At 69.5% G+C, this 13,721-nt stretch carries 17 protein-coding genes; all 17 read right to left on the minus strand.

Annotated elements, in window-relative coordinates; all coding sequences use genetic code 11:
• Positions 1 to 184 precede the first annotated feature (184 nt).
• Positions 185 to 1,168: a FliA/WhiG family RNA polymerase sigma factor gene (locus ACWGIC_RS17510; protein WP_452076967.1), complete on the minus strand. Its 984-nt coding sequence runs from the start codon at positions 1,166 to 1,168 to the stop codon at positions 185 to 187.
• Entirely contained in the window at positions 1,143 to 2,162 is a 1,020-nt protein-coding gene (locus tag ACWGIC_RS17515) for a tyrosine recombinase XerC (RefSeq protein ID WP_452076968.1), read from the minus strand. Before ACWGIC_RS17515 ends, ACWGIC_RS17510 begins: the two co-directional genes overlap by 26 nt.
• Before the next feature lie 51 nt (positions 2,163 to 2,213).
• Positions 2,214 to 3,386: a DNA-processing protein DprA gene (gene dprA, locus ACWGIC_RS17520; RefSeq protein ID WP_452076969.1), complete on the minus strand. Its 1,173-nt coding sequence runs from the start codon at positions 3,384 to 3,386 to the stop codon at positions 2,214 to 2,216.
• The gene (locus ACWGIC_RS17525) at positions 3,383 to 3,598 is read right to left on the minus strand and encodes a hypothetical protein (protein ID WP_452076970.1); all 216 of its coding nucleotides are present in this window, start codon (positions 3,596 to 3,598) and stop codon (positions 3,383 to 3,385) included. Before ACWGIC_RS17525 ends, dprA begins: the two co-directional genes overlap by 4 nt.
• Positions 3,599 to 4,138: 540 nt before the next feature.
• On the minus strand, positions 4,139 to 5,650 hold the full coding sequence (locus ACWGIC_RS17530) for a YifB family Mg chelatase-like AAA ATPase (protein ID WP_452076971.1): 1,512 nt from the start codon (positions 5,648 to 5,650) through the stop codon (positions 4,139 to 4,141).
• A complete protein-coding gene (locus ACWGIC_RS17535) occupies positions 5,650 to 6,030 on the minus strand; it encodes a YraN family protein (protein ID WP_452076972.1) in 381 nt (126 codons plus the stop codon). The genes ACWGIC_RS17530 and ACWGIC_RS17535 overlap by 1 nt, the downstream gene beginning before the upstream one ends.
• Before the next feature lie 236 nt (positions 6,031 to 6,266).
• The gene (locus ACWGIC_RS17540) at positions 6,267 to 6,590 is read right to left on the minus strand and encodes a DUF2469 domain-containing protein (RefSeq protein WP_003096226.1); all 324 of its coding nucleotides are present in this window, start codon (positions 6,588 to 6,590) and stop codon (positions 6,267 to 6,269) included.
• Entirely contained in the window at positions 6,587 to 7,375 is a 789-nt protein-coding gene (locus tag ACWGIC_RS17545; RefSeq protein WP_452076984.1) for a ribonuclease HII, read from the minus strand. The genes ACWGIC_RS17540 and ACWGIC_RS17545 overlap by 4 nt, the downstream gene beginning before the upstream one ends.
• 92 nt (positions 7,376 to 7,467) lie before the next feature.
• Complete coding sequence (gene lepB, locus ACWGIC_RS17550; protein ID WP_452076973.1) at positions 7,468 to 8,394, minus strand: signal peptidase I; 927 nt, start codon at positions 8,392 to 8,394, stop codon at positions 7,468 to 7,470.
• A gap of 31 nt (positions 8,395 to 8,425) precedes the next feature.
• Positions 8,426 to 8,794 carry a 50S ribosomal protein L19 gene (rplS, locus tag ACWGIC_RS17555; RefSeq protein WP_009074470.1) on the minus strand — a complete coding sequence of 123 codons (369 nt, stop codon included), beginning with the start codon at positions 8,792 to 8,794 and terminating at the stop codon, positions 8,426 to 8,428.
• A gap of 193 nt (positions 8,795 to 8,987) precedes the next feature.
• The gene (gene trmD / locus ACWGIC_RS17560) at positions 8,988 to 9,734 is read right to left on the minus strand and encodes a tRNA (guanosine(37)-N1)-methyltransferase TrmD (RefSeq protein ID WP_452076974.1); all 747 of its coding nucleotides are present in this window, start codon (positions 9,732 to 9,734) and stop codon (positions 8,988 to 8,990) included.
• Positions 9,735 to 9,738: 4 nt separating this feature from the next.
• On the minus strand, positions 9,739 to 10,446 hold the full coding sequence (locus ACWGIC_RS17565) for a hypothetical protein (protein WP_452076975.1): 708 nt from the start codon (positions 10,444 to 10,446) through the stop codon (positions 9,739 to 9,741).
• A 10-nt stretch (positions 10,447 to 10,456) separates the two neighbouring features.
• Positions 10,457 to 10,972, minus strand: a complete 516-nt coding sequence (rimM, locus tag ACWGIC_RS17570) for a ribosome maturation factor RimM (protein WP_452076976.1) — start codon at positions 10,970 to 10,972, stop codon at positions 10,457 to 10,459.
• 25 nt (positions 10,973 to 10,997) lie between these two features.
• On the minus strand, positions 10,998 to 11,237 hold the full coding sequence (locus ACWGIC_RS17575) for an RNA-binding protein (protein ID WP_003103110.1): 240 nt from the start codon (positions 11,235 to 11,237) through the stop codon (positions 10,998 to 11,000).
• Entirely contained in the window at positions 11,234 to 11,677 is a 444-nt protein-coding gene (gene rpsP / locus ACWGIC_RS17580; RefSeq protein ID WP_452076977.1) for a 30S ribosomal protein S16, read from the minus strand. The genes ACWGIC_RS17575 and rpsP overlap by 4 nt, the downstream gene beginning before the upstream one ends.
• A 190-nt stretch (positions 11,678 to 11,867) precedes the next feature.
• Positions 11,868 to 12,659: a CPBP family intramembrane glutamic endopeptidase gene (locus ACWGIC_RS17585; RefSeq protein ID WP_452076978.1), complete on the minus strand. Its 792-nt coding sequence runs from the start codon at positions 12,657 to 12,659 to the stop codon at positions 11,868 to 11,870.
• Between the two features lie 104 nt (positions 12,660 to 12,763).
• Positions 12,764 to 13,486, minus strand: coding sequence for a CPBP family intramembrane glutamic endopeptidase (locus ACWGIC_RS17590; RefSeq protein ID WP_452076979.1), 723 nt, complete (start codon positions 13,484 to 13,486; stop codon positions 12,764 to 12,766).
• Between the last annotated feature and the right edge of the window lie 235 nt (positions 13,487 to 13,721).

Consider the following 13,721-nt stretch of genomic DNA (forward strand, 5'->3'; position numbering starts at 1 on the left):
CAGCGGAAGCTGTCCGGCAGGGGCGGCTCGGCGGAGGCGGCTCGGCAGAAACAGCCCAGCAGAGACGGCCCGGCGAAGGCCGCCCGGCAACCAAGCCATCATCACGCAGCAGTCCTCAGCCAGGGCGAGGCCGCGGGCAGTCCTCGGTCAAGACGAGGCCGCGCGGGCAAGTCCGCAGCGAGGGTCAGCCGCTGGGTTGCTCCATCAGCTTCGCGCGCAACCGCATCACCGCTCGGGTGTGCAGCTGGCTCACCCGCGACTCCGTGACGCCGAGGACTTTGCCGATTTCCGCCAGCGTCAGGCTTTCGAAGTAGTAAAGGCTGACGACGATCTTGTCCCGGTCGGTGAGCTGCGCGATGGCTTCGGCGAGCTGGCGGCGGTTGTCCTGGTCCACCAGGACGGCCACCGGGTCGACCGCGCCGTCGTCGGGGAGGGTGTCGACCAGCGAGCCGGCGTCTTTGCCCGCGGCGACAAGATCTTCCAGCGCTACCACGCTGGTCAGGCGGAGCTGGCCGTAGAAGTCGCGCAGGTCGTCGAGGCTGATGCCCATCTCGCCGGCGAGTTCGGCGTCGGTTGGGGTCCGGTGCAGGCGGGCGCCGAGGCGTTCCAGGGCGCGGGCCGTTTCCTTCGCCTTGCTGCGCACCGCGCGCGGGACCCAGTCCTGGGAGCGCAGGTCGTCCAGGATGGCGCCGCGGATGCGTTGCATCGCATACGTCTCGAAGCGCAGGCCGCGTTCCGGGTCGAACTTCTCGATCGCGTCGACCAGCCCGAATATGCCTGACTGCACGAGGTCGCCGACGTCTACGTGCGTCGGCAGACCGGTGCCGACCCGGCCCGCGACGTACTTCACCAGCGGTGCGTAGTGCAGCACCAGCCGGTCGCGCGAGGTCTGGTCCGGTTTGTCGGCGAACTGCTGCCACAGCGCCTGAATCCCCGCGTCGACGTCCTGACCAGGACGACCGTCCCCATTGACGGCGTCCTGCACGCCGGGGCGCTCCGCCCCGGCTTCCGTGACCTGCGACGTGGAAGTCATTGCACGGTCGTTCTCGGCGTGCTGCTCAGTGTTGTCTCCGTGCTCGTGCGGATGCGCGTGCGCCGGCGGTTCGGCCCTGCCGTCCCCGGCCGAGCCGCCGCCGGCCTCTTCAGGCCCGCGGGTGTGCTCGGTCATGGATCGCCTTCAGCCGATCGACGGTCACATGAGTGTAGAGCTGGGTCGTGGCCAGCGTAGCGTGACCAAGCAGTTCCTGAACGCTCCTGAGATCGGCACCTCCTTCGAGCAGATGCGTCGCGGCGGAATGCCTTAGCCCGTGCGGCCCCATGTCCGTTGCGCCCGGCACCGCGGCCACCGCTTCGTGCACCACCCGGCGCGCCGCGCGCGGGTCCAGACGCTTGCCGCGCACGCCGAGGAAAAGCGCCGCCGGCGGCGTTTCCCCAGCCAGAGCGGGTCGTCCGTCCTCCAGCCACGCGGTCAGCGCCTCGGCCGCCGGGACGCCGAACGGAACTGTCCGCTCTTTGTCCCCCTTGCCCACCACCGAAACCACGCGGCGGGAAAAGTCCACGCTGCCGACATCCAGACCGCACAACTCCGACACCCGAATGCCGGTTGCATACAGCAATTCGACCAACGCGCGATCACGCAGAGCGACCGGATCCCGTTCGGCTGCCCCTTTCGCGGAGGCGTCCATGAGCGCGTCAGCCTGGTCCGCGCGGAGCACGCCGGGCAGGGTCCGGTGGGTGCGCGGCGCGGCCAGCCGGCCGCCCGGGTCCGATTTCAGCAAACCGGTGCGGTGCGCCCAAGCGGTGAACGTGCGCGCGGCCGCGGCGCGGCGCGCGAGGGTGGTGCGCCCGGCGCCGTCCGAGCGCTGCCCCGCGAGCCACGCGCGCAGCTGCGTGACGTCCAAGTCCTCAAAGCGCCGCGCGGGACGGTCGCCCTCCCCCACGGTCAGGAACGCCAACAGCGAAACGACGTCGCCGACGTACGCGCGCACGGTGTGCGGCGACAGCCCACGCTCCAGCGACAGATGCCGTTCGTAACCGGCCACCACCGACTCGACGGACTCCGGCAATTCGGCGCGGAGAGCACGAAGATCGGGTCGTGGCGGGCGTTTCCGGTGTCCACCGGGACGCGGAACCGCGTCCTTGCGTGCACTCGCTGACGGCATGGCGATTACGCTGCGCGAACCATCGCCATTGGTCAAGCATCGCCACGCCCATCATCGGTTGGCCGTTCGGACGATCTGCCGCCAGCCAGTCTCGCCGCGCACCGCGAAGCCGTCGATTTCCAGTGCCGGCAACAAGGCCCTGACTCGGGAAACAGGCACTCCAGCGCTTTCCGCGACCTCTTCCGGAGCCCGCCCCGCTCGCGGAAGCAGCGCGTCGTAAACCCGCGACGCCTCCGGACCGAGATTGTCCGTGGGCCGCCGGCTCGGCTCGGCCACAGGAGCCGCGGTGCCGAATCGGCCCACGGTTTCGAGCACTTCGTCGACGGAGGTGACCAAGGTGGCCTTGCAGTCCCGGATCAGCGCGTGGCAACCGGCTGAACTGCCCGAATGCACCGATCCAGGCAACGCCATCACGACTTTTCCGAGCGCGCCCGCGATGGTGGCGGTGTTGCGCGCACCGCTGCGGATTCCGGCTTCCACAACGACTGTGCCGTCGGTGAGACCTGCGATAAGGCGGTTGCGCACCAGAAATCGATGGCGCGCGGGCGGGGTTTTCGGCGCGTACTCGCTGACAAGCGCACCGCCCTCGGAGACGATGCGGTTCAACAAGTCAATGTTCCCTGCGGGATAGGCATAGTCAACCGCGCATCCCAACAGAGCGACCGTGACCCCGCCACCGCTGAGCGCGCCGCGATGGGCAGCGGCATCGATCCCTAGGGCGGCACCGGAGAAGACCGGTATTTGGCGAGTTGCCAAGGCGTGGCTGATCTCTAGGGCGTTGTGCACGCCGTAGTCCGTGGCCAGCCGGGCACCGACGACCGCCACCGCGCGGTCGGCGGCTTCGGCGAGACTCGCGTTGCCGCGCACCCATAGCCCGAGCGGCGCGGCCACATGTTTCACTCCGTTTCCTGTTGCCACGGCTAGCGACAGCAACGGCCACGCTGGCCATTCGTGGTCTTCGGGAACCACGAGCCGAGCGCCGGCTTTTGCGGCCGCCTCAAGGTCTTGTTCCGCGATCGTGGATTCCCGCCGCGCGGCCGTTTCGCGGAGGACCTGCTCGGGACAATCCCCCGCCTGGACCCGCTCGGCCGCCGCGACCGGGCCGTGTTCGCCGACGAACTCCAGCAGATGCGGTGCCGGTGGTTCGGCGACGCCGAGCAGATAAGCGCGGGCGAGCCGTTCGGATTCAGTCGCCGCGGTCTGGTCCTCGACAGCGATGCTCATGCCGCACCTCTTCGGCCGCCGGGATTCTCGGAGCGGACAACGGCGAGATGGCGGTGCAACGCCAAACGTTCGCGGACCCGGACCGGGTCGTGTTCGGGGCGGACTTCCCGGCGCCGGACTGGGTGCAGATGCCGGACGATCTTGTGCTGCGGCGTCTTCGGCCTGCGGTGCCGGGTGCGCGGGGACGAGGACGGGACTGCTCGGTTGGCCATGGTGCTTTCCTTTCGTTGAGGTTCCGGACGGGCGGGGTTGCCTGTCCGGGGTTGAGAAATCTGGGCGGGGCTTCGATGGCGAAGACCGCTTGGTGCGGCTCAGGCGACGGGTGCCAGCCGGGGCGGGGCCTCCAGCACGGGCTGGGGCGAACGGGAGTGGCCTGGGTCGGGTTGCGTTGGGTTCGGGCGGCTACTGGAGTCGCGACTTGTCGTTGAGCTTGGGCGGTTGCCGAGGGCATGCCTTGTCGTCGGGTTCGAGCGACCCACCGGGGCCGGGGTTGTCGTTGGCTTGGGCGACCATCGGGGTCGGGGCTTGTCGATGAACTCGGGCGACCGCCGAAGACTGGACTTGTTCATTGGGCTCGGGGCGACCCACCGGGGCCGGGGTCGTCGTTGGGCTCGGGTGCCCCACCAAGGGCGGGGCTTGTCGTCAGGCTGGGCTAGCGACCCACCAGGGTCGGGACTCGTTCATTGGGCTCGGGCGGCCCACCGGGGCCGAGACTTGCCGTTGGGTTCGGCAGGCGGGAGACGCCGGGCGGGTTAGCCGGTTTTGCGTTCTCGGAAGTCGAGCGCGGCGGTCACGTGGTCGGTGTCGGGGCGGGGCAGGGCGGCTAGGTCGGCCAGGGTCCAGGCGATGCGCAAGCAGCGGTCGGCTCCTCGTGCGGTCAGGAGGCCTCGGTCCAGGGCGCGGTCGAGCACTGCGGTGGCGGGCGGCGGCAGTGCGAAGTCTCGGCGCAGGACTGGGCCTGGCACCTCGGTATTGGACTGCCAGCCGTGTTGGTGCCAGCGGTGTTTCGCGCGCTCTCGGGCGGCCAGGACTCTCGCTCGGACGGCCGACGACGGTTCGGGGGCAGTCGATTGGTGCGCGGAGATCGCGGTGAGAGGGCGTAAGCGGACTCGGAGGTCTACGCGGTCCAGGAGCGGGCCGGAGAGTCTCGACAGGTAGCGGCGGCGGGTGGTGACGGAGCAGGTGCAGTCGGTTTCTCGGGGTGGGGCGCAGGGGCAGGGGTTCGTGGCGAGGACCAACTGGAACTGGGCGGGATAGCGGACGACGCCTTTGGCTCGGGCGATGCGGACTTCGCCTTCCTCCAAAACAGTGCGGAGCGAGTCGAGGCGCTGGTTGCCGAATTCGCAGGCTTCGTCCAGGAAAAGCACTCCTCGGTGGGCTCGGCTGATGGCGCCGGGGGCGGCCAGGCCGGTGCCGCCGCCGATGAGGGCTGGTGGGCTGATCGAATGGTGGGGGGCGACGAAGGGCGGGACTGTGACCAGGGGCGACGACTTCGAGAGGGAGCCGTCTACGGAGTGGATGGCGGTTACTTCCAGGGATTCGTCTGGAGACAGGTCCGGCAGCAGGCCGGGGAGGCGCCGGGCGAGCATGCTCTTGCCGACTCCGGGCGGGCCGGTGAGCAGGAGGTGGTGGCCGCCCGCGGCGGCTACTTCCAGGGCCCAGCGGGCTTCTGGTTGGCCTACTACGTCGGACAGGTCGGGGACGGGTTCGGGGGCGGCGGGAGCAGGCGGGGCTGGTGGTTCTAGGTCGCCCTCGTCTTTTAGCCAGGCGATGAGTTCGGCTAGGCGGGTGACGCCGGAGACTTCCAGGCCATCGACCAAGGCGGCTTCCACTAGGGAATCGGTGGGGACTACGGCGCGTTCGTGGCCAGCCGCTTTGGCGGCCAGCAGGCCGGGGAGGACGCCGCGTACTGGGCGGATTCGGCCGTCCAGGGCCAGTTCTCCCAGCAGGATGGTGTGCAGGAGTTTCCGGGCCGGGACGGCGCCGATGGCGGCCAGGACCGCGGCGGCGATGCCCAGGTCGTAGCCCGAACCCATTTTGGGCAGGTTGGCGGGCGACAGGGCCAGCGTGATTTTGCCGTCCGGCCAGGATTGGCCGGAGTTGCGGACCGCGGAGCGGACTCGGTCTTTCGCCTCGCGGAGACCGGCGTCGGGCAGGCCGACCAGGGTGACCCGGCTCAGGCCGCCTCCTAGGTCGGCTTCGATTTCCACTACTCGGCCTTCGATGCCGAGCAACGCTACGGACCAGGTTTTGGCGTGGGGCATCAGAAAGCTCCCACCAGGTGCCGCACGACCGGCTCCTCGCCATCCGGCGCGTAGACGGTCACGACGTCGTAGCGGACGCGACACCAGCCGACCCGATGCTCCTTGAGCCAGCGCATGGCTGCCCGGTGGACGCGGTCGATCTTTTCCGGGGTGACCGACTCGGCCGGGGTGCCGTATTCGGTGCTGGAGCGGGTTTTGACCTCGCAGAAAACCACCCGGTCGCCTTCGGACAAGACCAGGTCCAGTTCGCCTTCGCGGCAATGCCAGTTCCGGCTGAGCAGGACCATGCCGGCGGCCTGCAGATGCCGGGCGGCGAGGTCTTCGCCCCAGCGGCCGAACGTCCGGCGCCAGTGCGCGCCGGGGTGCTGGCCCTCGTTCATGGTGTCCCCCTCGGACAGCGAGAGCACCGCCGATCACGGTGCGTGTGCTTTCACGATCGCAACGTGATCGGATCCTGCGCCAGGGGGATTTCAGCCGCCTGTGGATAAGCCGGGGGTTGTGGATCGCTGCTGGTCCGGAGCGGGAGGGAGCCGCGGAATTGTCAGGGCGGCGTGCAGAGACGACGAAGGCCACCCGGGCAGGTGCCGGGTGGCCTCGTGGCGAAAAGCGGAGCTGGTCAGCCCGAGAACGGGCCGTCCTCCGGGAGCCGCAGATCGGGTTTGTCCAGTTCCTCGACGTTGACGTCCTTGAAGGTGATGACCCGGACGTGCTTCACGAACCGGGCGGGGCGGTACATGTCCCACACCCAGGCGTCCGACATGCGCACCTCGAAGTACACCTCGCCGCCTCCGTCGCGGACCTGGACGTCCACAGCGTTGGCCAGATAGAACCGCCGCTCGGTCTCCACCACGTACGAGAACTGGCCCACTATGTCGCGGTACTCGCGGTACAGCGAGAGCTCCATCTCGGTCTCGTACTTCTCGAGATCCTCTGCGCTCATGAAATCCGCGCCCCTCCTCGCGTTCGTCCTGCTCCGGCGGCGGAGCGTTCATTCTTACCCACCGAGCGGCCCGTGGCACGGACCGGCCCGCCCGCTTTTTCCAGGGCATTCTCCAGTGCAGCGTAGGTGAGGACTACCGGATGCGGGGCAGTGAGCCCGTGTGCGAGGGCAACGGTGGCGACATTCGTGTAGGACCAGCGGTGCACCGGGCTCGGTCCGTGCTCACTCAGCGCAGCCAGATGGTCCGAGGTGCTGTAGCCCTTGTGCACGTCGAACCCGTACGCCGGCAACTCTTCGTGCAGGCCGGCCATGATCCGGTCCCTCGTCACCTTCGCCAGCACCGACGCCGCCGCGATGCTCGCGACGCTGCGGTCTCCCTTGATCACCGCGACATTCGGCGCGGGGATGCCGGGAACCGGGAAGCCGTCGGTGAGGACGTAGCCGGGATGGGTGCGCAAGCCCGCGACGGCGCGGCGCATGCCTTCCAGGTTCATCACCCGGATGCCGAGCAGGTCCACCTGCTCGGACGGGATGACGATCACCGAGTAGTCGAGGGCGCGCTGCAGGACCCGGTCGTAAACCCGGTCGCGGGCCTTCGCGGTGAGCATTTTCGAATCGGTCAGCTCGGGCAGCCGCGCGCCGTCGCCGGGACGGAGCACGCACGAAGCCACCACGAGCGGACCGGCGCAGGCTCCGGCTCCGGCCTCGTCCACGCCGACGACCGGGCCGAGGCCGCGTCGTTCGAGCGCGCCTTGCAGACCCCAGAACAGCTCGCCGCGTACCACAGCACGCGGCGGGCGCAGCGGTTCTGCCGGCATGCGGGGAGGAGGGAGAGTCACCGAAGCACCACCCGGAAGTCGCGGACGGAGCGCACCGCTTACCGTCTCCGGCCGGCCGCCTTGCGGAGGCCTGCCTTCAACCGGCGTCCGACGAAGAGCGTCGGCACCGCGGTGGCGAAGCCGATGCCGAGCGGCAGCCCTTGCTGCCACGCGGGCGCGCCGAGCGCGACCGGCTGGGCGTTCTGCTGCGGATTGTGGTCCGAGATCCCGCCCCAGCGGCCAGGCGGCAGCACGATGATGCGGGCCTTGCCGATGACGTCGTCGACCGGCACGGCTCCGTTGGGTCCGCCGCCGCCCTGATAACGCGAGTCAGCGGAGTTGTTGCGGTTGTCGCCCATCACCCAGAGCGCGCCCTGCGGGACCTTCACCGGGGCGAACGACTCCTGCACGCGGTGGTGGTCGTCTTCCCAGTGGATATAGGGCTCGTCGAGGGCCTTGCCGTCGACTATCACCCGGTTGCGGTCGTCGCAGCACTGGACGGTCTGACCGCCGGTGGCGATGACGCGTTTGACGAAGTCCCGCTCGTCCGGGGGCGCGAAGCCGACCAGCGAACCGAGACCGCGCAGCGCGCGCACGACGAAGTTGCTCGACTCCTGCGGCGCGATCTCGTTCTCGGTCCACGCGGGCGGGCCCTTGAACACGATCACGTCCCCCGGGGAGGGGTCGGTGAAGTCGTAGGTGACGCGGTCGACCAGGATCCGGTCGCCGGTGCAGCCCGGGCAGCCGTGCAGCGTGGACTCCATGGACCCCGAGGGGATCATGTAGACCTTGGCCAGAAACGCCTGGATCAGGATCGTGAGCACCAAGGCGATCACGATCAGGATCGGCAGTTCCTTCCAGAACGACCGCTTTTTCGAGGGCTTGCCCCGCCGGTGCGACCCCCGACGCCCGCCGGACCGTTCCTGGTCCTCCTCCGGGCGTTCGGGGCCGTCCTCATCGGCGTTCCGCGACACAGGTTCGACCACGTCGCCAGGCTACCGGTAACCGGCTCGTCACTCAGGAGGCGGAGGTGGTCTCGCGGTTCTCGCGGCGCTCCTTGATCTTGGCCTTCTTGCCGCGCAGCTCGCGCAGGTAGTACAGCTTCGCCCGGCGGACGTCGCCGCGCTTGAAGACCTCGACCTCGGCCAGGTTCGGCGAGTGCACCGGGAAGGTGCGCTCGACGCCGACGCCGAACGAAACCTTGCGCACGGTGAAGGTCTCCCGGATGCCGCCGCCCTGACGGCGGATCACGACGCCCTGGAAGACCTGGTTGCGCTCGCGGTTGCCCTCGATGACGCGGACGTGCACCTTGAGCGTGTCGCCGGGGCGGAAGTCCGGGATGTCGGAACGCAGTGACTGCGCGTCCAGCGCGTCCAGGGTGTTCATCGGTGGTCCGTCCTCGTATTCGTGTGGCTTACGTACAGCTTGAGCGCGCAGTGGATCACTGCGACTAGCCCGGGGCTGATGGCATTCACGGTTGACGTCGCGTCTTGACGTCTGCTCTGGGCAGATGTCAAGCACTACGCGTCACGCCAACTAATCCATTATGGCAGAGGCCCCCGGGGACCTCGCACGGGGCCTATCCGGGCTGGTCGTCCAGCCCGTCGAGCACCTCGCGGTCCCGCTTGTCCAGGCTTCCTTCGGGCAGCCGGTCCAGCAGATCCGGCCGCCGTCGCGCGGTGCGCCGCAGCGCCTGGTCGCGCCGCCAGCGGTCGATCAGCGCGTGGTTGCCCGAACGCAGCACGTCCGGCACCGCCAGGTCGCGCCACACCTCCGGGCGGGTGTAGCTGGGGCCTTCGAGCAGGCCGTCGGAGAACGAGTCCTCGGCCGCCGACCGCACGTTGCCGAGCACGCCCGGCAGCAGCCGGACCACGGCCTCCACCATCACCAGCACCGCGGCCTCGCCGCCGACCAGCACGTAGTCGCCGATCGAGACCTCGTCGACCGGCATCCGGCGGGCCGCGTCGTCGACGACCCGCTGGTCGATGCCCTCGTACCGGCCGCAGGCGAACACCAGGTGCTTTTCCTCGGCGTAGGCGTGCGCCAGTTCCTGGGTGAACGGCTTGCCCGCGGGGGTCGGGACCACGAGCCGGGTCCCGTCGCCGCACACGTCGTCCAGTGCCGGGCCCCAGATCTGCGGCTTCATGACCATGCCGGGGCCGCCGCCGTAGGGCGCGTCGTCGACCGCGCGGTGGACGTCATGGGTCCAGTCGCGCAGGTCGTGCACGCCGACCTCGATGAGGCCGCGGTCGATCGCCCGGCCCAGCAGCGCGGCGCGCAGCGGGTCGAGGTACTCGGGGAAAATGGTGACGACGTCGATGCGCAAGCGGTTACCAGTTCCAGTACTCGGTGGCCTGGGCGTGCCACGGGCTCGGGAAGTCCTGGTCGATCGCGAAGGCCATGCCGAGCCCCTTCGCGATCTTGATGCTGCGGTGCAGGGTCTTGCGGATCGGCGACCCGGCGGGCAGCCCGTTGTCGTCCGACCACGTCTCGGTCTGCGTGATGCAGGTGCGTGCCCCGAAGCGGGCGTTCGAGCACGGAGCGGGCGCGCCCCAGGTCTGCAGATGTTCGAAGCGGACGACCTTGCCCGAACTCTTCTCGGTGATCGTGCCGCGAGCGACGAGCCGGTAGTCGGTGGACGGCACGGTCCAGCGCACGTAGTGCTGGCGGCCGCCGTCGGACGGGATCGGCGTGCAGGTGGAGCCGGTGCACACGGACTCTTCGGTGACCCGCTCCGTGTAGTACGTGCCGTTGCCGTCCCAGCCGTCGAGCAGCACCCAGTCGCCCGAGCGGACGAAGTGCTCGGCAGTCGCCGGCGGCCACGTGACCGGGTCGCCCCAGGTGATCTGCGATTCGGTGGCCGACTGCGGCGACCACGCCCACTGGAAAGCCTTCTCCCCCGGCGGCGCGTACTGGCCGGCGCTGCGCTGGAACATCAGCGAAAAGTCGTTGTACACCGGCGAAGCGGCCTGTGCGGGCGGCGCGGCGAAAGCGGTGGCCAGAACGGCCGCGAAGGCAGCCTTGATCCAGAACTTCACGAACTCCCCCTCAGTCAGCGTCGAGGAGGCCTTCGGGCGGATCGAGCACGACCCGGCCTCCCGCGACATCCACCACCGGGACGATGGCGCGGACGAAAGGTACCAACACCGAACGCCCGTCGTGATCGAGTTCGAGCAATTCCCCGGCAGGCGAGTGGACCACCTCGACGACCTTGCCGACGACGGTCCCGTCGAGCAGTTCGGCGCGCAGGCCGGCCAGCTCGTGGTCGTAGAACTCGTCCGGGTCGCCGGTGGGCGGCAGCGTGTCGGTGTCCGCCAGCAGCAGGGCGCCGCGCAGGGTTTCCGCGACGTCGCGCGTGAGCACCTGTTCGAAACGCACCAGCAGCCGCCCGCTGTGTTCGCGGGCGGCTGCGATGGTGAGTTCTCTCGTGCTGCCGTCGCGCAGCTTCGTCGTGACGACCGCACCGATCGCGAACCGCTCCTGCGGCGAATCCGTGCGCACGTCCACCGCGAGCTCGCCGCGGATGCCGTGCGCCTTCGCGATACGGCCGACTACGACGTCCATACCTGACCGTTTCCGAGAATCCGGGTCAGCGATCGGTGTCGACGACGTCCACCCGGACGCCGCGGCCGCCGATGCCGCCCATCACGGTGCGCAGAGCGGTCGCGGTGCGCCCGCCCCGGCCGATCACCTTGCCGAGATCGTCGGGGTGGACGTGCACCTCGAGCGTGCGGCCACGTCGCGTGGTCAGCAGCTCGACCCGGACCTCGTCCGGGTTGTCGACGATCCCGCGCACCAGGTGCTCGAGGGAGTCGGCGAGGAAGCTCACTCGGACTTCTCGCCCTCAGCGGCTTCTGCCTTCTCGGCCTCGGCCTTCTTCGGGGCCGACTTCTTCTTCGGCGTGACGGCCTCGGTGGAGGGCTCCTCGCCGGCCGCGGCCAGCGCCGCGTTGAACAGCTCCTGCTTGGACGGCTTCGGCTCGGCCACCTTCAGGGTGCCCTCGGCGCCCGGCAGGCCCTTGAACTTCTGCCAGTCGCCGGTGATCTCGAGGATGCGCTGGACCGGCTCGGTCGGCTGCGCGCCGACGCCCAGCCAGTACTGCGCCCGCTCGGTGTCGACCTCGATGAAGCTCGGCTCTTCCTTCGGGTGGTACTTGCCGATCGTCTCGATGGCCTTGCCGTCCCGGCGGGTGCGCGCGTCGGCGATGATGATGCGGTAGTACGGCGCACGGATCTTGCCGAGGCGCTGCAGCTTGATCTTGACGGCCACGGGTGTGGGTACTCCTCAGTGCTGTGTGGTGCGGGGCGCGCGCCGAACCCGTGGGGACAGGCTTGCGGCGCCCGGAGGTCAGGAGCTTCCACACGGCGAGAGGGTCCGGCGGAAGCGGGCAAGCAAACATTCTGCCAGATGCCCGTCCCCGCACCCGCACAAGGCCCCGGTTAAGCGTGCGTGACCAGGCTCAGAACGACGCGAGACCGAGCGCGCCGAGCAGGATCGCGACCGCGGGGAGGAAGTTGTTGACCGCGTGCGCGACGATGCTGCCGGCCAGTCTTCCGGTGGTCAGCCGGGCCAGCCCGATCGGGATGGAGATCACCAGCAGCAGTGTGGTGCGCAGCGGTTCCAGGTGGCTGGCCGCGAACACCGCGGTGGACAGCAGGAACGCGGCGATCCGGCCCCACCGCTCGCTGCGCCACTGCAGCCGCTCCGCCGCGCCCCAGAGCAGGCCGCGGTAGATGATCTCCTCGCAGATCGGCCCGACCAGCCACAGGTAGCCGAACATCACCGCGGCGGCGGGCACGGACATCTTGCGGTCGTCGACGAGCGCGCTGATCGCCGAGGTCGCGTCCGCCGAGCCGACCAGCTGGGTCCACACGTAGGCGCTCAGCGAGGTGAGCACCAGGCCGAGCATGCCGAATTTGAGCCCGGTCCAGATGTCCGCCCAGCGCCATTCGAGCCGCAGGTCGAGCTTCGGGCCGTTGCCGCGCACGACGGTGATCAGCACCGCGGCGCCGGCGGCGATCATGGTGGGCAGCATCGTGCCGAGCAGCACCGTGCTGATCGGCAGCGGCCTGCCGGGAGCCGTCGGGCCCGACAGCGCGCCGATGAACGCGGCCGACGCCAGCAAAACAGCCTCGACCAGCAGGAATGCCCCGAATCCCCAGCGATGCGCCGGGAACGCGGTCGGTTCGGCCACGAAGTCCTCCGGGGAGAGCGCACTGGAGAGGGGTTCACGGGGCTGTGATGTCGTCACGCCCGCCTCCCCGTGCTCGCTCTGCTCACCGGTCGAGCCTAGCGGCCGGAATGGTTTCGCACAGTACTCGAATGGTCACCGGTTTCTTCTGTTCCCGGCGGGCTTCAGTGCCCGGTGAACAGGAGGACGGCGGGCGGCAGGTTGTTGGCCGCGTGCGCGAGCACGCTCGCCGAGGTCCGGCCGGAATAGTGCCGGGCCAGCCCGAGGACGAGACCCTGGCCGAACAGCGCGATCGTGCGCGTGGTCTCGCCGTGCAGCAGCGCGAACATCATCGAGGTGAGCACGAGCACCACCCACGGCGGGATCTTGTAGTGCAGCAGGGCGTTCCACAGCGCCCCGCGCAGAAGCAGTTCCTCGGTGAGCGGGACGGCGATCACCAGCACCAGCGCGGTCGCGACGAGCCAGACCGGGCTTCCGCCGGAAACGTCGGGAAGGTCGGTGAGCGGGCTGTCGGACACCTCGTCGCCGCCGAAGACGGCGATTTCGGCGGCGTTCAGCACGAAGCCGGCGACGAGCGCGAGCGCGCCGCAGGCGAGGCCGATGCGGAGGTCGCGGCCGCGAGTGCGGAGGCCGAAGTCGCGTTCCAGGCCGGAGCCGTACCGCAGCGAGGCGATCGCCGGGCCGAGGCCGAGTACCAGGTTCGGCAGGAACGCCAGCAGCAGCAACGGTCCCGCGTACGCCTCGACCGGGTCGTCCTCGCCGACGTGCCGGTTGAACGCGGCCGCGGTGAGGAGGGTGACGAGGTAGTAGCCGGCGACTCCGAAAAAGAACGCGGCAAATGCCCAATGGGCGCCCAGAATTCGCTTTCCCCCACCGTCTTCGGCCACAGGTTCACGCTATGTGGCTGTGCTGTGGCGCATCGAGGCGGGGTCGCCTCGCGCTCGCCTGCGGACCGGTGCCGGATGGGGGTTTCTCCGAAGCCGCGGCTGTCTGCTCCGCAAATGTCCGTGAAGGGCTCCTTGAGGGAACCTGATTCCCTCAAGGAGCCCTTCACGGACAGCCACAGCACCGGACTCGCGCATCTGCTGTCGGGGAGACTCCGATGTGGCTTCCTGCTCCGGC

The organism is Amycolatopsis sp. NPDC054798, assembly GCF_053611505.1.

Coding starts and splice junctions, on each gene's coding strand:
- rimM (WP_452076976.1), bottom strand. CDS start 10,972: ATGGACGTCGTAGTCGGCCGTATCGCGAAGGCGCACGGCATCCGCGGC.
- ACWGIC_RS17540 (WP_003096226.1), bottom strand. CDS start 6,590: ATGAGCGCAGAGGATCTCGAGAAGTACGAGACCGAGATGGAGCTCTCG.
- dprA (WP_452076969.1), bottom strand. CDS start 3,386: ATGAGCATCGCTGTCGAGGACCAGACCGCGGCGACTGAATCCGAACGG.
- rplS (WP_009074470.1), bottom strand. CDS start 8,794: ATGAACACCCTGGACGCGCTGGACGCGCAGTCACTGCGTTCCGACATC.
- ACWGIC_RS17510 (WP_452076967.1), bottom strand. CDS start 1,168: ATGACCGAGCACACCCGCGGGCCTGAAGAGGCCGGCGGCGGCTCGGCC.
- ACWGIC_RS17515 (WP_452076968.1), bottom strand. CDS start 2,162: ATGCCGTCAGCGAGTGCACGCAAGGACGCGGTTCCGCGTCCCGGTGGA.
- ACWGIC_RS17530 (WP_452076971.1), bottom strand. CDS start 5,650: ATGCCCCACGCCAAAACCTGGTCCGTAGCGTTGCTCGGCATCGAAGGC.
- ACWGIC_RS17535 (WP_452076972.1), bottom strand. CDS start 6,030: ATGAACGAGGGCCAGCACCCCGGCGCGCACTGGCGCCGGACGTTCGGC.
- ACWGIC_RS17525 (WP_452076970.1), bottom strand. CDS start 3,598: ATGGCCAACCGAGCAGTCCCGTCCTCGTCCCCGCGCACCCGGCACCGC.